The organism is Nostoc sp. CCY 9925 (assembly GCF_963920935.1).
In the GTDB taxonomy this organism is placed as follows: domain Bacteria; phylum Cyanobacteriota; class Cyanobacteriia; order Cyanobacteriales; family Nostocaceae; genus Nostoc.
Map to the genome: position 1 here is coordinate 1 of NZ_CAWUDO010000001.1, position 20239 is coordinate 20239.

The 20239-nt window shown below is 43.6% G+C and carries 15 protein-coding genes; 12 read left to right on the forward strand and 3 right to left on the reverse strand.

Translation table 11 applies throughout. From position 1 onward, the window contains the following. Window positions 1-470: 470 nt before the first annotated feature. Window positions 471-1169, forward strand: coding sequence for a Crp/Fnr family transcriptional regulator (locus ACM0OY_RS00005; RefSeq protein ID WP_414566857.1), 699 nt, complete (start codon window positions 471-473; stop codon window positions 1167-1169). Window positions 1170-1314: 145 nt separating this feature from the next. Continuing rightward, window positions 1315-1719 (forward strand): hypothetical protein, encoded by a 405-nt coding sequence (locus ACM0OY_RS00010; protein ID WP_414566858.1) that lies wholly within the window; start codon window positions 1315-1317, stop codon window positions 1717-1719. On the opposite strand, the gene ACM0OY_RS00015 is transcribed toward ACM0OY_RS00010, so the two are convergent. The 3 genes from ACM0OY_RS00015 to ACM0OY_RS00025 form a co-directional block, all read right to left on the reverse strand. Next, complete coding sequence (locus tag ACM0OY_RS00015) at window positions 1716-4766, reverse strand: ATP-binding protein (protein ID WP_414566859.1); 3051 nt, start codon at window positions 4764-4766, stop codon at window positions 1716-1718. The two genes, ACM0OY_RS00010 and ACM0OY_RS00015, sit on opposite strands and share 4 nt — an antisense overlap. Next, window positions 4759-4944 (reverse strand): transcriptional regulator, encoded by a 186-nt coding sequence (locus ACM0OY_RS00020; RefSeq protein ID WP_414566860.1) that lies wholly within the window; start codon window positions 4942-4944, stop codon window positions 4759-4761. Before ACM0OY_RS00020 ends, ACM0OY_RS00015 begins: the two co-directional genes overlap by 8 nt. A gap of 154 nt (window positions 4945-5098) precedes the next feature. Beyond that, entirely contained in the window at window positions 5099-5263 is a 165-nt protein-coding gene (locus ACM0OY_RS00025; protein ID WP_414566861.1) for a hypothetical protein, read from the reverse strand. A 119-nt stretch (window positions 5264-5382) separates the two neighbouring features. Between ACM0OY_RS00025 and psb34 the strand changes: the two genes are divergently transcribed. From psb34 to ACM0OY_RS00075, 10 genes are all read left to right on the forward strand, one after another. Then, window positions 5383-5553 (forward strand): photosystem II assembly protein Psb34, encoded by a 171-nt coding sequence (gene psb34 / locus ACM0OY_RS00030; protein WP_414566862.1) that lies wholly within the window; start codon window positions 5383-5385, stop codon window positions 5551-5553. 199 nt (window positions 5554-5752) lie between these two features. Next, complete coding sequence (locus tag ACM0OY_RS00035) at window positions 5753-7381, forward strand: M48 family metalloprotease (RefSeq protein ID WP_414566863.1); 1629 nt, start codon at window positions 5753-5755, stop codon at window positions 7379-7381. Between the two features lie 78 nt (window positions 7382-7459). After that, window positions 7460-8245 (forward strand): COP23 domain-containing protein, encoded by a 786-nt coding sequence (locus ACM0OY_RS00040; RefSeq protein ID WP_414566864.1) that lies wholly within the window; start codon window positions 7460-7462, stop codon window positions 8243-8245. Window positions 8246-8418: 173 nt separating this feature from the next. Continuing rightward, window positions 8419-10017 (forward strand): efflux RND transporter periplasmic adaptor subunit, encoded by a 1599-nt coding sequence (locus ACM0OY_RS00045; RefSeq protein ID WP_414566865.1) that lies wholly within the window; start codon window positions 8419-8421, stop codon window positions 10015-10017. Between the two features lie 28 nt (window positions 10018-10045). Next, window positions 10046-13150 (forward strand): efflux RND transporter permease subunit, encoded by a 3105-nt coding sequence (locus ACM0OY_RS00050; protein ID WP_414566866.1) that lies wholly within the window; start codon window positions 10046-10048, stop codon window positions 13148-13150. Between the two features lie 335 nt (window positions 13151-13485). Beyond that, the gene (locus tag ACM0OY_RS00055; RefSeq protein WP_414566867.1) at window positions 13486-13929 is read left to right on the forward strand and encodes a hypothetical protein; all 444 of its coding nucleotides are present in this window, start codon (window positions 13486-13488) and stop codon (window positions 13927-13929) included. A 127-nt stretch (window positions 13930-14056) separates the two neighbouring features. Continuing rightward, window positions 14057-14752, forward strand: a complete 696-nt coding sequence (gene rppA / locus ACM0OY_RS00060) for a two-component system response regulator RppA (protein WP_414566868.1) — start codon at window positions 14057-14059, stop codon at window positions 14750-14752. Window positions 14753-14771: 19 nt separating this feature from the next. Beyond that, window positions 14772-16106: a two-component system sensor histidine kinase RppB gene (gene rppB, locus ACM0OY_RS00065; RefSeq protein ID WP_414566869.1), complete on the forward strand. Its 1335-nt coding sequence runs from the start codon at window positions 14772-14774 to the stop codon at window positions 16104-16106. 401 nt (window positions 16107-16507) lie between these two features. After that, window positions 16508-16639 (forward strand): hypothetical protein, encoded by a 132-nt coding sequence (locus ACM0OY_RS00070; protein WP_414566870.1) that lies wholly within the window; start codon window positions 16508-16510, stop codon window positions 16637-16639. 23 nt (window positions 16640-16662) lie between these two features. Next, a complete protein-coding gene (locus ACM0OY_RS00075) occupies window positions 16663-20202 on the forward strand; it encodes a putative Ig domain-containing protein (protein ID WP_414566871.1) in 3540 nt (1179 codons plus the stop codon). The last annotated feature ends 37 nt before the right edge of the window (window positions 20203-20239 follow it).

Sequence of the window (20239 nt, forward strand, 5' to 3'; positions counted from 1 at the left end):
TTTTCCTGCACCCTCTTGACAAAAGTGCAATCACTCTAACCTCTCACCGATGGCAAATACCTGCCAATAGCAAGCTTTGAAAACCTGCTCGAATACCAATACTGCTTGCTTTGTGCATTTTCAACTCAGAATTGGCTTGGGTAAAGGTTATATCAAGTTCGGATAATCACTTCTTATTAAAATTTCTCCGTGTCCCCGCGTCAGTCCTAATGATAAGTCTTCACCCGAACATGGTATTAAAGGTTTTTCCTTTCCCCCTTTTCCCTTAACCAAGAAGTATTGGTGCGAATACTGGGTACAGAGCAACTAAATTGATTTATGAAAATAACAAAAATGCGACATTTTACAAATCCTCTAATGTTAATTATGGCTATTCCCCTGTTGCCTATTGCCCGTTCCCTGTTCCCTTCTTAACTTTCATTTTGAGATGTGTTCTAAAAAGAGCCTCTCGCAAATCCTCTGAGGCCTCTATGAACGCTGAAAATCAAATACTTGCTGGTCTCTCTGCTGACGTGCGCGATCGGCTTACGCCTCATCTGTGTCGCCTCACCTTAGATCAGGGTGAAATTATTCATAAACCTGGTGATGTGTTGACCCATCTTTATTTTCCCATTGACTGTCTGTTGTCTATCACGATCACCATGCAGAATGGCGCGACAGCAGAGGTGGGGATGGTTGGTAATCGGGAAGTGCTGGGTATTAATGCTTTTATGGGCAAAAGTGAAATCACACAAACAGAATACGTCGTCCAAGTTCCAGGTAGCGCGATCAGAATTGATGCCCAGATACTGCGGCAGGAATTTGAGCGCAATGGCGAACTGCGCGACCTACTGCTGCGTTATACTCAGGCATTTCTGGCGCAGGTTTCCCAAACAGCGGCTTGCAACTCCCTCCACACCCTGGAACAACGCCTACCGCGTTGGCTGCTGGAAACACAAGAACGAATCGGCTCCAATGAGTTACGTCTGACGCAAGAATTTATCTCAATAATGCTGGGTGTACGGCGGGCAGGGGTGACCCAGACAGCCCAGAAGCTGCAAGAGCGGAAGCTAATCCAATATCATCGGGGTCATGTCCAAATTTTGAACCAGTCTGGGCTAGAAGCCTCTGCTTGTGAATGTTTTAGAACAATCAAAGCTGAATATGATCGTTTGCTGGGAGAAAAATAGCAGTGCAACTCCTCCACTCTTGCTTATACCAATTTGAAAAAAGAATGCGACAGATACATACTCCCAAACCTCTGTTATGTCTGGCTTTCTTAATTTTGAATTTTGAATTTTCAATTGGTATTACCCATTGTTATCGCTATCCAAAATGATAAATCAGCAATCTACCACATCACCTTGTATTTTCGTCCTCGAATCGGATGACGATGTTCGGCCTGTGCTGAAGCATAACCTACAAAATTGGGGCTATGAGGTGATTATGACGCTTGATGAAGAGGATGCTATCCAACGCATCCAGAGAGTACGCGAACACTTTGACTTGATTTTGCTGAACCAGACCGGGAAATTGATCGATGAACTGATGGCGATCGGGCAACAGATTCGTCAAAGCACAGAACTGGACAGCCGCACACCGATTATTGTCATGGCTGAGGATTATGGGGAAGATCTTGAAGGGCAAAATATCCAAATGGGCGAGAATGAATATGTCACCTATCTCCAAGATGGGCAACAGTTAAAGGACATCCTCCAGTGGTTGTGCCCGGTTTATTAATGCTGATTTTGCTTGAGTAAATCAGCAATTACTCTGATTAATACTTCTGGCTCAACAGGTTTGGGAAGGTGCTGCTGAAAGCCTGCTGCTATTGCCTGCTGATAATTAATATCCCCTGCATAAGCTGTTAAAGCGATCGCCGGAACTTGTCCACCTTGCTCTAATGGGAGCGTTCTCAATTGCTGCATCAGCATATAGCCATCTCGATCTGGCATTCCAATGTCACTAACCAACAGATCTGGTTGAGATTGAATGAACAAGGCCAACGCTTCATCTGCGGAAGTCGCTCCAATGACTTCTGCTCCGGCTTGCTCCAATATAAAAACGATAAACTCTAACGAATCCGCCTCGTTATCCACCACTAAAATTTGCTTGCTTTGTAAATAAAAAACACTCTCTGAAGGTTGGCTATCTTGCTCTGTGGTGGTTTGAGCAAGCATCAGCGGCAATCTCACCGTAAAAGTTGCCCCCTGTCCTTTACCCTGACTTGCTGCCCACACCGTTCCACCATGCGCCTCAACGATCTGATCCACGATCGCCAACCCTAAACCCAGTCCTCCAAATCGGCGGGTAGTCGCTCCATCGGCTTGCCAGAAGTAGTTAAATACGTGCGATAAAAAGTTGGGATGAATACCAATGCCTGTGTCACTCACCACGATCTGAACATAGCCATCAATCTGTTCTAATCGCACTTCGACCCGCCCTCCTTGGGGTGTAAACTTAACCGCATTGCAAAGAAGATTCCAGGCGGTTTGCTGTAATCGGGTGGCATCTCCCAAAATAGACCCAATTTGAGAATCGAGTCTTGTTTCGATTTCAATGGATTTGGCTTGAGCTGCCAACTGTACAGTTTCAATGGCGGCTTGAATAGTTGCCGCTAGATTGACTTGCTCCACATTCAGACTCAGCTTGCCTTGTAGAATGCGAGAGACATCGAGTAAATCCTCTACCAATTGGGCTTGCAATCTGGCATTACGCTCGATTGTCACCCAGGCTTTTGCTGTTTGAGCTTCATTTAGATTGCCTCTTTGGATCATCTGAAGCCAACCCAGAATTGGATTGAGTGGCGATCGCAACTCGTGGGAAAGCACTGCCAAAAACTCGTCTTTCATCCGGTTGACTTCCTGGGCATGCTGGTAGAGCTGGGCATTATCTAACGCCAAGGCTGCCCGATGCCCTAATTCTTCTGCCACTGGTAGATCTGCCTTTAGGTAGTGGCGATTAGAGTCTGCGGTTAAGCAAAAGGTTAACGCTCCCAGCGTTCGACCATGAGCCACCAGAGGCACGGCGATCAGTGATCGCACCTCACACTCTTGGATAAATTGCAGATGCTCAGCACTGGTGGCGGCAGTTTCCATCCACTCCTCAGTAACATAAGGCACAAAGTTAGCCCTACCACTCAAAAGCACCTTCGTAATGGGATGGCTTTCAAAATCCTCTGGTGGCACATAACGCTGTAACTGCTCAAAGCAATTTTGCTTTGCCGGATCGCGGTGATGCCAGCCAACTCGTTCGATCTGACGATCGCTATTGAGGATATCAAAGAAACAAAAGTCAGCCAGAAACGGCACGGAGAGCCGCGCAATATTAAACAGTGTGGTTTGGTAATCAATGGACTCCGCCAAAACTTTACTGGCATCTGCCAGAAAATGCTCGCGTTCCTCTGCTTGGTGCGCTTCGGTTTTATCCCGCAGAATCTTAACCAGTTCCTGAAGGTTGCCTGTTTCATTGTGCAGTTGCATCATCAACCCACTGGCGAATAAACGACTGCCATCCTTACGAACGTGCCAGCGTTCATCCTCTGCCCGTCCCTGGGTGACAACGGTCTGGAGTTCCTGCTCGGCTTGTCCAGTCTCATTGTCCTCCGGTGTAAAGATAATGCGACCGTTCTGACCGATAATTTCTGCCTCCTTGTAGCCTAACAACCGCTCAGCTCCAGAATTCCAACTGGTGATTTGTCCATTCAGGTCGAGGGTAAAGATGGCATAATCTTTCACACTCTCGACAATCAGACGAAAGCGGGATTCAGTCTTGCGTAAGGCTGATTCTGCTTGCTGGCGTTCGGCTTTGTCCTGTTTGCGCCCAGTAATGTCTCGAAAATAAATACTGAAACCCACCTTACAGGGATAGGCATGGATCTCTAGCCACATCCTTGAGGCTTCATCGAAGGCCTCAAAATGTGTCGTCTCCGGTTGTGCCACAATTCGATGGTAAGTTTGTTCCATCACTGTAGCGATCGCCGAAGGTTGTAATTCCTGGCGTGACTTACCAGTCATTTCCTCTGGTTGCAGATTGGTTAACCTACCAGCTTCGTGATTGGCATAGGTAATTCGCCATTCGCGATCGACACACACGAAGGCATCTGTAATACTTTCCAGAATATCAACGGCTCGTTGCGCTGATTCATCCAGCGCTTGACGAGTTGCCTGAGTTTCTTGCCGGGCAGCTTGTTCGCGCTGCAAGGCCGCCTCAGCAGTTTGACGCAGATGAATACTGTGTAAGGCAGCAGTGGTAAAGTCAGCGAGACTGGTCATGATCCGCACGTCTTCGTTATCAAACTGTCGCGCTTCGTCATGGGACACAATCCAGATTGTGCCTAATACCTGAGTAGCGCTCATTAATGGAATCACCAGACCTTCAACGATGGTCGGTTTCGCTTGCTGAAAGTAGGTGAAATACCGCTCAGGATAGGAATAAAGTTGAGGAGCTTGGCGGTCTAGACAAGTGCCACAGGGACTAAAGTTTCTCGGCGTTGTGCTTCCCTCAGAGCCTGCTAACGACCCAGCGATGGCACTCCAGCGAAAGATTTCTTCCCCATTGGCAGTCACTTCCAATAAGCTCACTCCGGCGGTTCCTGCAAGGCATAGATCTTTTGCCACAGTAACCAGGGTTTTGAGCATCGTTTGGGACTCCTCTGCTAGTTGCCGAGCCAATGTGTGAAGGGCTTGAGTTTCGGCTTGTAAGTTCGAGGTTCGGGGCGATCTTTGAGCTAACGCTGCTGCGATCAAAATATCGTCTAAACTCACACAAGGCACTACTTCAGACATCCAATCCCCCCTCTGAGAAATATTTCTTCAACAAGCCTTTCCCAGGTTCGCCGAGCGATCGCGATAAATCTTCAATCAGCTTTACTGCCCGTGGAGAGGACGTGGTATACCACCGCTCCAACCTATTTACCGTGTTGAAAGAAACGCCCAATTTTGCACCAAATTTTTTGTGTGACACCTAGAGTTGCTGTCGCAAATCAGGCACTAAATTTGCCATTTCGACAGCTTTTGGCTTTGCCAGGCTTATAACTCTCCTGATTATGTGAATTCATAATAGGACAGTGGGGATAACTTTGTTTACCTTCTTAAGAAAGATTGGAAATTTTATCCTCCTACACCTTGAGTTTGCATAGCAGCCAACTATCTTGATAAATAATCTCGAACAGAAGGATTCCTAGAGTCTGCATAAGTTGTAGACGAGTTAACAGACATCGGGCTTGGGCAACTCGAACCATTTCGCTAGAATCCGCGATGGCGTACCCGCCCGCCCTAGGCATCGCTCATAAGTAACTTTTATTAGAATCATCACCCCTTTTTTGTCAAGTCCTCTTGACTTTTTGTAACAAAGTTGTTAAATTTATTTACATAAGTTAACAAACACCAAAAAGAAAAAATTATGTACACCACTGTTAATGAAGACGGCGTTCTCAATAACTACGCAGCCGAACCCAAAATGTACTACTCTGAGTACCCAGCAATTTGGGAACAACGTAAATACCTCGTACAAGCTGCTTTTGCAACTTTAATCGTCACTAGTTTAGTTTTGGTTGCTTTTAGCGTTAGTTAAGATTTTTAGATTTCGGTATCGCTATATCTCATCGTCATTCTCACTTCTCGACATTACCTCGGCTAATTTAGCCGGGGTTTTTTGTGTTGTAAAATAGCGGCGATGGCGTACCCGCCCGCCGTAGGCATCGCTCCATATACGTAATTCCTAATTCCTCGTAACATTTAAAAAACAGCCTTTTGCATAGGTGGTACCTGGCATGAAACGAACCTGGAAGTCTCTACTGCTAGCCTGTAACTGGGTATTACTGTCGGTTGGTACATCAATTTTGATTATCTTGACGCAGCCAACAGCACCAGTTCCAGCACAAGAACCTGCTGCGTCTACTACAGTTGAAACGATAAATTTACCCAGTTTAGAAACGACTAAAGACCAAAAGTTACGGGAAGTCTTGCAACGTTCATCAACGCCTGAAGCTTCCCCAGAAGTTTCCGAACCGAAAAAGCCAGAGTCTCCACAGGAACCTACACTTAGTCCTGAAGAAATTAGTCGTCAGCTAAAATTTATAGAGGCGGATAGACTTTATCTCGCCGGACAAATCCCAGAGGCACAAAAAATTTACCGCCAGGTAAAAGAACCTTTTGCCAAAACAAGCGTACCTGAAGAACGTAAAGCAGCAATACTTGACCCCACGCAACTATCTCCAGGAGGTAAGGTATACTGGCGAGAATCAGAGGCGGGGATAGCAACTAAGTTACAAACAAGAACGGTTGTACCTTTGCAATTATTGGTTGAGCAATATCCTGAATTTATCCCCGGTCATATCCGATATGCTGAAGTATTGAAACAATACGATCGCCCCAAAGAAGCCTTAGATATATTAGAACGAGCATCTTCTCTTTATCCAGACCAACCACAATTAATTAAAGCTAGAGTTACTGCCTTGGCTGGTGAGAAAAAATGGATGGAAGCATCTTTGGCGGCGCGTCAGTTTGCTATTCTCAACCGAGAAGATCCCCAAGCGGCTGAGTTTACAAACTTAGCAGAGGAAAATCTCGAACGTTACAAAAGACATATCCGGGCAGAAATTCGCGGCAACGTCATCGGTAATATTATTACAGGTGCATTAGGTTATGCCCTGACTGGCAGTCTGGTTGGGCCATTTTCGGCCATCGATTCTACCATCATCTTGCTACAAGGCGAAAGAGCCATAGGTGATTCGGTAGCCAAAGAGGCAAAAAAACAGTTGAATGTGATTACAGACGAACCTGTTTTGGCATACGTCAACGAAATTGGACAGAAATTAGCCAAAATAACTGGACGTGAAGAATTTAAATACGAATTTTTTGTGATTCCAGAGGAAAGTCTCAACGCCTTTGCATTACCTGGGGGTAAAATTTTTGTTAATGCGGGTGCGATCGCTAAAACCAATTCTGAAGCAGAATTAGCCGGATTAATTGGCCATGAATTATCCCATGTCGTTTTATCTCACGGTTTTCAATTAGTCACCCAAGGCAACTTAATTTCTAACGTTACCCAATATCTTCCTTTAGGCGGCACCATCGGCCAACTCTTTGCACTTAGTTACAGCCGCGATATGGAACGTCAAGCAGATACACTCGGCACACGCCTAATTGTAGCTAGTGGCTACGCTGCTGATGGCTTGCGTAACTTAATGGTGACACTAGATAAACAGCAAAAAAATGCACCTCCTAGTTGGTTGTCTTCCCATCCCGGCGGTAGCGAACGAGTTAGTGATTTAGAAAATCTGATTATCCGTAGTAGCTACAACCGTTACGCCTATGAAGGAGTCGGGCATCATACAGAAATTCAAGCACGAGTCAAAAAGCTACTACAAGAGAAAAAAGCAAGAGACGAAAAAAAATAGGTTTTTGATGAATCAAAAAATAGAATTATTCGTCACTTAAACTATCAATCCCGTACCTATTTATACTGGAGGATGGCTATGTCATCACAACTGCTTCGATTGATAACTTTGGGCAGTCTTGGCTTATCTTTGTGCCTGGGCAATTCCGCAGCAATGGCGCAATACGATCCTTATCCTACTGACGAAGGTGTAGTAGTGCCAACAGTCCCATCCGGTGGTACATCAGCACCAGTACCAATAGATACATCGACAGGCATACCACCTTCACCCTCAACTGACGGTACAACTCGCTTTACCTGTCAGACTTACAATGGTCAGTACACCGTGATGTATCAGCCACAAAGTCAACCAGGACAATACTTTCCTTGGGCGGCGCCTGCGGCTTTGGGCGGTGGTTGGGATGCCGAAAAGCGTTGTGTAGCAATTGCTAACCGCTTGGAATTGTATCGCCCAGATGGCTTACAAGAACTCCAGACATCGGTACAAAATAACGAGAATATTGTTTGCGTCACAAGTGAGGCTAACCCAACTTGTAGAATTGTGCTGACAGTACCGCGTGGGAAAGATGCCGTTATTATCCGCAACAGCATTTTCCAAAACTTGACTACTGCTGATAGCGGACAGCAAACCGTAGCCGTTAACACTTATGGCGATCGCTCAGGTAACAGCATATATAATTTAGGACGCACACTTCTAGGCAACGGCAATAATAATCGAGTTAGTTCATATAGAGGTGGGATTAACCTCAAGCCTTTCCTCGATACCAGAGATGGTGGTACCGCTAGAAACCTCCGCAATGGAGTAGCAGTTCGTCGCCAGTCTCAGCCTAACTCTGTTCGTTTAAATCCTGGGAATTTCCGTTAATTGACAGGTAATTATCACAAGTAATTAGAGAGTGGGGAAATCCAAGTATTGCTTCAATTTCATGCCAATTTCATTTCGAGATGAAAAACTGGAAATCAGATGCATGAAATGTCCTCCAGAACAATACTTAATTACAATTTCTTTCCCCACCTACTCAAGAACTTTTGATAGTAATGCCTATCTCTGCGTGTTCCCAATCCCTTGTAACTATAAGTTGTTTTTCCACAACACTCCTGAGCTTTGTCTTATTGGCTAGTCCGGTAGTAGTTTTTGCTCACGCTGGACACGGAGATGAATTTCAAGGAGGAAGTGAAGCCACCACTAATACTGCTATTAAAGTTGATACCCAAACAGCAAAACAACTGGGAATTAAAGTCGAGCCAGTTAAACGCCGGCGGCTAACAATTGGGATCAAAGCCACTGGACAAATTGAAACTCTGCCTAGCAAACAAGCACAAGTAACTACTCCAATTTCCGGCGCGAAAGTCTTAGAACTATTAGTGGAACCTGGTAGCTTAGTTAAAAAAGGTCAAGCCGTCGCGGTTGTATCGAGTCCGGAATTAGTATCACTACGGGTAGAATCCCAGGAAAAAATCGCCCAAGCTCAAGCTGATTGGCAGCAGGCGCAAGCAGATTTTAAGCTAGCACAACAAAACCGCGATCGCTATGAACAAATCGCCGCAGCAGAAATTGTTCAAGCTCAAACTCAAGTAGCATTTGCCCAAGAAAAGTACGACAAAGACAAGCAATTAGCTGAGGCTGGTGCCTTACCGCAACGTAATTTTCTCGAATCTCAAACCCAGCTAGCACAAGCCAAAGCTGAACTCGCTAAAGCCAATAACCGCCAAGACGTAATCGCCGCAGAAAATCAACTCAAACGTGCCCAGGCGGGAGTTAAAGTAGCAAAATCACGTATTAGCCTCAGTAATACAACCTATCAAACTCGGCTGCAACAACTGGGAATTCGAGGTAATGCCAAAGGATTAGTCACAATCGCCGCGCCAATTTCTGGTAAAGTTGCCGACCGGGAAGTTACTATCGGTGAATCATTTGAAGATGCAGGCGGCAAACTGATGACGATTGTCAATGATAGTCGAGTTTTTGCCACAGCTAATATATACGAAAAAGATTTAAACAAAATTAGAACAAATCAACGAGTATTTGTTAAAGTTGCTTCCGTACCCAACCGTACTTTTACGGGGCGAATTGCGGTCATTAATTCTGGGGTAACAGATGAGACACGAGTAGTACCTGTGAAAGCCGAAATCGATAACCCAGGTGGAGTACTCAAGCCAGGAATGTTTGCTGATTTAGAAATTCTGGCAAACCAAGCGTCCTCAGCTATCTTAGCTATACCGAGTTCGGCTGTAGTAGAGGCAAATGGCAAGCAACAAGTTTACTTACAAAATGGCAACGCCTATCAGCCAGTAGAAGTCAGCTTAGGTGAAACTTCTGAAAACATGGTAGAGGTGAAAACTGGCTTATTTGAGGGAGATTTGATAGTTACTCAGCGTGCGCCGCAACTTTACGCTCAATCTTTGCGGGGTGGGAGTCAGCCAAAAAAAGAGGAAAATATCACAGTCTACTCAGAGGTGAAAACATCCAATTTAGCAGCAACGCCGTGGCTGATGGTAGTTGGGGGAGGTGCGATCGCCAGTCTAGCTTTTGCAGCTGGGAGTTTTTGGTCTGACCGTCGTCGTAAGTCGCAATTAATACTGGTAGGCAATTCTCATTTAGATACTCCCGTTCATGACGAACAGAGTCAAAAGTAAATCAAATTGACCATCAACTTCATAAACTATGCTGAATGCCATCCTCAAATGGTCAATTATCCAACGCTGGATAGTTGTGCTAGGAGCGATCGTTGTTACGCTTTTAGGTACATATAATCTGACTCAGATGCAGTTGGATGTCTTTCCTGATTTTGCTCCGCCTCAAGTTGAAATTCAAACTGAAGCCCCAGGATTAGCACCTGAAGAAGTAGAAACTCTAATTACTCTACCAATTGAAAGCGCCGTTAATGGTACACCAGGAGTAGAAACGGTGCGTTCTGCTTCTGCTGTGAGTATTTCTGTTGTCAAGGTGATTTTTAAATGGGGGACTGATATTTATCAAGCCCGTCAACTGGTAACGGAACGATTGCAACAAGTACAAGAAAAATTACCACAAGGGGTGGAAAATCCGCAAATCTCCCCGATTTCTTCTCCCATTGCGACAGTTTTGCAATATGCATTCACCGCCCAAACAACTCCACTGATGGAAGTCCGGCGCTTGGTCGATCGCGATGTCACTAATCGATTGCTAGCTATACCTGGTGTTTCCCAAGTTATTGCCTATGGTGGTGATGTCCGCCAGTATCAGGTTTTGGTTGACCCAGCAAAACTAAAAGCCTTTAACATCACCTTAGAAGAAGTCACAGCAGCAACTAGAAACGCCAACGTCAATGCTGCGGGCGGTTTTTTGATCGATCCAGACCAAGAGCTAATTATTCGTGGTGTGGGGCGTATTGAGTCAATGGAGGAGCTAGAAAAATCTGCGATCGCTGCCCGGAATGGTACGCCTATCCTACTTCAAGACATTGCAGATGTCCGCATTGGAGCAGCCTTAAAACGTGGGGATGGCAGTTTCAATGGTCAACCTGCGATCGTCTTGATGGTCAACAAGCAACCACAAAACGATACTCCCACTGTTACCAAAGCTATTGAACAGGCGATGGCAGAAGTGAAAGCTGGGTTACCTGAAGATGTCAAAGTCACAGAAACCTTCCGCCAAGAAAATTTTATTGCAGCTGCTATTGAAAACGTTACTAGTTCTCTGCGCGATGGCACAATTATCGTTTCTATCATCTTGCTGATGTTTTTGATGAACTGGCGCACAGCTATCATTACCCTCAGCGCCATTCCCCTATCAGTCTTGATTGGAATGATAATTCTGGGCTGGTTTGGCCAAGGAATTAACACCATGACATTGGGTGGTTTGGCTGTGGCTATTGGTTCAGTCGTAGATGACTCGATTGTAGATATGGAAAACTGTTATCGAGGTTTGCGAAAAAACCAAACTGCAACTCATCCAGTGCATCCCTTTCAGATTGTTTATGATACTTCAGTGGAAGTGAGAGTTAGCGTTATTTTTTCAACGGTAATTATTGCCGTTGTCTTTGCACCAATTTTCATCCTCACAGGTGTGGAAGGCCGAATATTTGCACCAATGGGTATTGCCTATTTGCTAGCAATTTTAGCCTCTACTTTCGTCGCAATGACTTTATCCCCAGCACTATGCGCGATTTTACTAGCCAATCGACAACTACCCACCGATGATACTTGGATAAGTGCTTTATCGCAGCAGATTTATCGCCCGATTTTGAATTTTGCGATTCGTTTTCCCAGCATAATTTTAGTAGCGGCGACAGCATCTTTGGTAACTTCTTTGGTGGTTCTGCCAAGTTTGGGAAGAGTGTTTTTACCAGAATTTCAGGAACCTTCTTTAGTTAATGCGATGCTGCTTTATCCAGGGAGTTCGCTGGAAGCAACAAACCAAGTCGGATTGACGTTGCAGAATGCACTTAAGGACGACAAGCGATTTCAAACAGTGCAGCTACGATCTGGACGTGCACCCGGTGACGCAGATGCAGGAGGAGTTAACTTAGGACATTTGGATGTGGAATTGAGTCCAGAAGGATTGGAAGATCGGACGGGGAGTATTGAGAAGCTAAGACAGGAGTTTGCCAAAATTCCTGGAGTTGCGCCTAATATTGGGGGCTTTATCTCCCATCGCATGGATGAGGTATTATCAGGAGTCAGAAGTGCGATCGCTATTAAAATTTTTGGCCCTGATTTAGCACAACTGCGCCACTTGGGAGCAGAAGTGGAGGCAGCTGTGAGTAATATTCCTGGACTTGTAGATTTACAGCTCGAACCCCAAGTGCCAATTAAACAAGTACAAATTAAATTTAACCGCCAAGCCGCAGCTCGCTATGGTTTAACTATCAATAATCTTGCGGAGATGGTAGAAACTGCACTCAATGGACGAGTTGTATCTCAGGTTCTCAAAGAGCAGCAATTATTTGATTTAGTGGTTTGGTTGCAACCAGAAGCACGCAATAACTTAGATATTATTCGTAATTTACTTGTAGATTCACCCACAGGTGAAAAAATCCCCCTAGCTCAAGTTGCCAACATTGATTATGGCACTGGCCCCAACACAATTAACCGCGAGAATGTCTCACGTCTGATAGTCGTGTCTACAAATGTCTCTGGTCGAGATTTGCGATCGGCAGTGGAGGAAATTCAAAGTAAAATACGTCAGTCAATACAATTGCCTACAGGTTACTTTATTCAATACGGCGGTCAATTTGAATCGGAACAACGAGCTACCCAAAACTTGCTTGTATTTGGTGGACTCGCTGTTGTCATCATTGCAGTTTTAATGTACTTTGCCGTTAAATCTGTAGCAGCCATGCTGATGATTATGATTAATCTACCTTTAGCATTGGTAGGCGGTATATTTTCCATTGCTCTGGGAGGTGGGATTATCTCAGTGGCATCTTTAGTAGGATTTATTACTCTATTTGGCGTAGCTACACGTAACGGATTGTTGCTAGTAGACAACTATAACAACAAGCTGGCACAGGGAATGCCTTTAGAAAAAGTCATTTTTGAAGGTTCAATGGAGCGCTTGGTTGCCATTTTGATGACAGCTTTAACTTCAGCTTTAGGAATGATACCTCTAGTAATTGGTACTGGTGCAGGTAAAGAAATTCTACAACCTTTGGCTGTAGTTGTATTGGGAGGATTGTTTACTTCTACTGCTTTGACATTGTTAGTTTTGCCAGCTTTGTATTCTCAATTTAGCAAATTTTTGGTTTCTCGGAAAAATACATCAAGTGTCAACATAGTTATTAATTAGATTTTTTATAAGTTATATCATGTCCGCTTGATTGCTTATTAAACCCGAAGAACCCCACCCCGCCAAAGCTACGCTTTGTCTCCCCTCCCCGCTTGCGGGGAGGGGTTGGGGGTGGGGTGTAATGACTGTGGTTAGCATAACCAATTATGCAGACATGATATTATTAATAATTATTCAATTATTAACTCAATATGTTAACGAACCGCAGAGGCGCAGAGAACACAGAGAGAAAGAATTTAAATATAAAATCCCAAAATCAACTCTTCTCAACTCTTACTTTGTGCGGCTCTGCGCGAGCCATATCCATATTTCCACAATTAATGAGGAATAAACGAATGAAATTACTACAATCTACATCGATGATTATCTTAAGTATTGGGCTATTGTTTTTGGCAGCTTGTAATAAGACAAATCAAACAAATACTCCAGTTACGTCTACTCAAAATTCTGAAAAACCAACTGTTTCAACTTCACCTAAAACTAAAACTAATAGCCAGCATGGTGCATCTAAAGGTGGTCAAGTTGTAGAGACAGAAACTTATCATTTAGAGTTTGTACCTGTAAAAGAAGCTAAAGAAACACATCTGGATTTATTTTTACAAAAAGGTGACAATCACGAGGCTGTGTCAAATGCGAAAGTTACGGCTCAAGTTCAGTTACCTGATGGAAAGCAAAAGTCAGTTATTTTTAACTACGATGCTAAGGAAAAGCACTATGCGTCTGTGCTGTCTGAAAAAGCAACCGGTCAATATCAAGTGAAAATCACCGCAGATATTTAAGGCGAAAAGGTAGACGGAAGGTTTAATTTTAATCGTTAATATACAGGAGAATTCAAAATCCATAATTTTGAATTCTGCTAAAGTCAAATATACAAATTTAATCCCAACTTTTGATAGGTGAACTCTCATGAGACTGTTATTAGTCGAAGATGAACCTGATTTAGGTACTGCAATTAAGCGAACTCTTACACAACAGAAATACTTAATTGATTGGGTGTTAGATGGTAATGAAGCATGGACATATCTCGAAGATAGCTGGACACAATATACAGTAGCTATTTTTGATTGGATGCTACCTGGAATTTCTGGTTTGGAATTGTGCAAAAAATTGCGTTATCATAAAAATCCTTTGCCTGTATTAATGCTGACAGCTAAAGACACAATGGAAGACAAAGTTACTGGCTTGGATGCAGGTGCAGATGACTATTTAGTAAAGCCATTTGGTATGGCAGAATTATTAGCAAGATTACGTGCTTTGCAAAGGCGATCGCCCCAATTTCAGCCCCAAGAATTAACTATTGGCAATCTAACTCTAAATTATGCCAATAATCTGGTTGTTACTCAAAATTCTCATGGAAATAAACAAGAGATTTCCCTAACTAATAAAGAATTTCAGCTATTAGAATATTTTATGAAGCATCCAAACCAAATTGTCACCACAGAACAAATTCGCAATCAACTTTGGGAAGTGAATGCAGAACCCATCAGTAATGTAGTAGCGGCTCAAATGCGTTTGCTACGCCGCAAATTAGCTAATAGTGGTTGTGAAAATGCGATCGAAACTTTGCATGGTATAGGATATCGTCTAAATCTCAGGAATTAAAATAGCAATATGAATCAATATGAATCAAAATCAATTATTTCAGCAAACTCGCCTGCGTTTAGCGCTGTGGTATGCGCTGGTTATGGCTTTGATTTTAAGCTTATGCGGTTATGGTATTTATAAAGCGATCGCTCATGCTCATTGGATGACATTAGACCGAGAATTAGAGTCTGTTGCTGGAACTTTACATGACAGTATCGAACTGAAGCTACAGCAACCCGGTAGATTAGAACCAGTGATAGAGAAGCTTTTACCTAATATTTGTGTAGTTGGGAAAAGTTGCATTCAACAACAGTCAAATTCTCAGCGCCATATTTTAAGCGCCATCAATCAAGGTCATTATTATGTACGTTTTTTTGATAATTTAGGAAACTTATTCGCCATTGCAGGTGTTTATCCAGAAGGACTTTCACCAGTTTTTAATCAGGAATTATGGCAAACTATCAAAGACGATAAAGGTAAGGTTTACCACCAAATTTCCTTCGTATTGCATACCCAAGAGAATCGGGATTGGGGATATATTCAAGTAGGACGAAATCTAGAAGATTTTAATAATTATCTGGATGCGGTAAAACTAACTTTAACATTAGGTTTACCCATCATTATTGGTTTGGTTGGTTTTGCTAGTTGGTACTTAGCAGGATTAGCAATGCAACCAATTTATCGTTCATATAGACAAATTCAACAATTTACGGCGGATGCAGCACACGAATTGCGGACACCTTTAGCAGCAACGCAAGCAACGGTAGAATCAGCACTATTAATGCCACAACTAGATGAAAGCGAGTCTCGTGAAATTTTGGGAACTATACAGCGTCAAAATCAAAGACTCACAACTCTTGTTGCAGATTTGTTGTTGCTGAATCGTCTGGATCGTCAACCTATCATGCAACGCGATGTTTGCTGTTTGAATGATATTATTAATGACTTAATAGAAGAATTTGCAGCATTGGCGATCGCTAACAATATCACATTAACATCTACAGTCAAAGAAGCAAAATTTTTAAATATTATTGGCAATGAAGACCAACTATATCGCCTATTTTCTAATTTAATTATTAACGCAATTCAATACACACCTCCAGGGGGAAAAATAACTGTTTCTTTAGACCGCAACGATCGCTATGCTGTGATTCAGGTGCAAGATACAGGAATTGGTATTCCACAGCCAGAACAAAATCGGATTTTCGATCGCTTTTATCGAGTCAATAGCGATCGCTCTCGTAACACTGGTGGTTCTGGATTAGGACTAGCGATCGCCCAAGCACTTGTTCAAGCTCACCACGGTAGTTTAAATGTTCAAAGTGAATTAGGCCAAGGTAGTACTTTTACTACTAAGTTACCACTGAAATAAGTTCGATTTATCAGGTGTCTCGTCACAAAATTTTGCTTGACTAAGTAGCATTAGTCTGTATTTTATTTTACATAAAAGCTATAAAAAATCATAATTATTTTTGATTATTTTTCAATAAATGTGATGTGCCGATATTGAGAAGTTTTTGCGGGAAAAATTCTTAAGTGTTTGTATCTTTGCCTGAAATTTAGGCTCAGCTATCTGTTGTTTTAACCTTTTGCTAGCTGTTTCTTAACTTTCTTCAGATAGTTTAAGGTGGCTGAATAGTTAAATACTCAAAAGTTGTACAACTAACTTCTCTTAACTGCTAACAATGGTGGTCTGGAAGCTGTATTTGGTATTGCTCTCGCGTTAATTGCGAAGTGCATACTTGCAGTTAACGTAGTTTTACTGGCAAAAAAATGGCACTTACACTCCAAATTCTCCACACTTCGGATTTTGAAGGTGGCATTGACGCTGCCGGTACTAGCCCTCAGACTTCTGATGCTGTTGGTTTGGTCTTAACACAAAGTGATGTTGCGATCGCTTTTTAACACAATTAAAGCAAGAGGTTTTTATGCCCAAGATCGTTATCAATGAATTTTATCGTGGTGGAACCCTGACCACAACTGACGAATTCATCGAGCTTTTGCTTACTGAAGATTTGACTGCTACACAGCTTGAGTCTTTTTTTGTGGGAGATTCCACAGCTGCCAAAGCCTCTAAGTTTTCTGCTTATAAATTTACAAATGTTAGTTCTATAGCCTCCACCTTCAAAGCAGGAACTATCATTACAGTCGGTGGAACTACAGCTATTACTCAGAACACATCCTATAATCCATCAGCTAATGACTGGAATATAGCTCTCAATGCTGGTGGTTCCTTTTTACCTAACGCCAACAGCGGAAATACCGGAGATATTGCTGGTGATGATGTTGTTTGGGTTGATACTTCAAATACTGGCGCAACCATTTCCGCAGACGGATTTGCTGTAGATATTGGCACTGCAACAGGAGTCTTCACAAGCGCAGCAAATGTCAATTTTGGTACTAGCACAAACAACACAGGCTATGCATTAAACTCTGATGTTGCTGGCGCAACAAATACTACTAACTGGACAACAGGAATTCCATTTGCTTCTACTACACCTGGTTTGCCCAATGGCGGAGCTAATACGACTTATATCAATAGTCTACGCTCTATTCCACCATTACCAACTTTGTCTCTAAGTATTACTCCTAGCTCATTTGCTGAAAATGCTGGGGCTAATGCTGCTACAGCCACTCTGACACGCTCGGATACTTCCACATCAAATTTAGTTGTCAATTTGAGCAGTAACGATACAACTGAGGCAACAGTACCCACAACTGTCACCTTCACAGGCAATAGTTCGACTGTAACCTTTGCGATTAATGCTGTAGACGACTCAGTACTTGATGGTTCCCAGACAGTGACCATAACTGCTTCTGCTACAGATTTTACTAACGGCATTGCAGATATTACGGTGACAGATAACGAAGTTGCCCCATCCATTAAGATTAGCGAGATTCAGGGAACGGCGCATATCTCACCTTTGGCAGGTCAGACAGTTAATAATGTAGCGGGAATTGTCACGGTAGTCAGAAGTAATGGTTTTTACTTGCAAGACCCCAACCCTGATAACGACGATCGCACCTCTGAAGCCATTTTTGTCTTCACCTCATCAGCACCAACGGTTTCTGTCGGAGATTCTATATTAGTCACTGGAACAGTCACCGAGTTTCGTCCTGGTAATAATGCCAATAACCTGACGACCACAGAAATTATTAGCCCCACGATTGTCAAACTTTCCAGTGGCAACGCTTTACCAGCTGCCACAATCCTTGGCAACGGCGGCAGAACTATTCCCAATCAAGTGATTAATAATGATGCTGTGGGTGGAAATGTAGAAAATCCTGCTACATTATTTGACCCTGCCCAAGATGGCATCGATTTCTACGAAAGCTTAGAAGGAATGCTGGTACAGGTTAATAATCCTGTGGCAGTTAGCCCGACAAATTCTTTTGGAGAGATTTGGGTACTGGCAGACAACGGCGCCAACGCCACCGGACGTACAGCACGCGGTGGTATCGGGATTAGCCCCAATGATTTTAATCCCGAACGCATCCAAATAGATGATACGCTGTTTACTTCTGGTAGCTCACCCGAAGTTAATGTCGGTGCTACTTTAGGCACGATTACGGGTGTGGTTGATTATAACTTTAGTAACTACGAAGTTCTGCCAACTTCGGTGAATGTTCTTTCCAACACCCTGACCAAGGAAGTCACGAATTTAACTGCCACCACCGACCAGCTGACAATCGCTACCTTCAATGTCGAAAATCTTGACCCAGGCGATAGTGCAACCAAGTTTAGCAACCTTGCTAGCAGCATTGTCAATAATTTGAAATCGCCTGACATCATTTCTCTGGAAGAAATTCAGGACAATAATGGCCCGACGAATGATAGCGTAGTCGATGCCAGTATTACCTTCCAACAATTAATTAATGCGATCGCTGCTGCTGGCGGCCCCACCTACGAATATCGCCAAATTAACCCAGTGGATGATACCAATGGCGGTGAACCTGGGGGAAATATCCGCGTCGGCTTCTTATTTAATCCCAATCGCGTCAGTTTTGTAGATCGTCCCGGCGGTACTTCCACCTCCAACACTACAGTCAGCAATAACTCTGGTGTTCCCACAATTTCTAATAGTCCTGGTTTGATTGACCCCACCAACTCGGCTTTTAATAGCAGTCGCAAACCGTTAGTTGGTGAATTTATTTTCAACGGCGAAACCGTGTATGTAATTGGCAACCACTTTAATTCTAAAGGTGGCGACCAACCATTATTTGGTGTGAATCAACCGCCAACCCTGACTAGCGAAGTGCAGCGCCAACAACAAGCTACGCTGGTGAAAAACTTTGTCGAGAGTATTTTGGCGATCGACCCCAATGCCAATGTAGTTGTAGCGGGTGACTTGAATGACTTTGAGTTTTCCAACCCTGTCAACACCCTAAAAAGTGCTGGACTGAATTCTCTGATTGAAACTCTGCCTCAAAATGAGCGCTACACCTACAACTTTGAAGGCAACGCCCAAACCCTTGACCACGTTTTAGTTAGTAACAATTTGCTGAGCAAACTTGATGGGTATGATGTAGTCCACATCAACTCAGAATTTGCCGATCAAAATAGCGACCACGATCCCAGCGTGGCTCGGTTTAACATATCCGGAAACGATGCTCCTACGGTAGTGCAACCCATTGATGACCAAATCATCTCTACTAACAAACCCTTCTCTTTCAATGTCAGTAACAAATTTTCTGACATCGATGCAGACGACACCCTCAGTTACAGTGCTAGTGGTTTACCGGGGGGAGCTAGTATCGCTGCTAACACTGGTGTTATCTCCGGCACTATCCCCACAACTGGTATTTTTGCAGTCACAGTCACCGCTACTGATGAGAAAGGCCTGACAGCCAGCGATACTTTTGAATTGACTGTTGCTAACAACAAGGCCACATCTGGTAACGACATCATCTTTGTCGAAGAACTTACTGGTTTGAATCAGTACATAGTCAGCGCTCTAGGTGGGAGCGATCGCGTTATCGGCACTAACAGCACTGAGTTAATCAACGGTGGAGCAGGCAATGATTACCTCGATGGTAAAGGAGGTGCTGACGTACTCCTTGGGGATGGTGGTAATGACACAATCTTCGGTGGACTTGGCAAAGATATAGTTTCTGGAGGCGATGGCAATGACCGCCTGATTGGTTGGGGAGGTGGCACAAACGAAATCGACCTTCTCAACGGTGACCAGGGTGCAGATACTTACGTTTTGGGCGATAACACTTCTGTTTTCTATGCTAGTTCCGGTAAGAGTGACTACGCAGATATTCTCAACTTACAGACGAGCGATCGTGTTGAACTCAAAGGAGTTGCTAACAATTATTCCTTAGGGTCAGCGTCGGCTGTATCTATTATTAAATCTGCTGTGAGTATTTTCACTAACAACGGTACGGAATTGATTGCTGTTGTGGAAAGCGGGTTAAACCAAAATACAAATTTGGCGACAGATAGCCGTTTTGTTTTTGTTTAAGGCTCACGCAAAGGCAAGGCAGCGCGGTCTTGGGGGT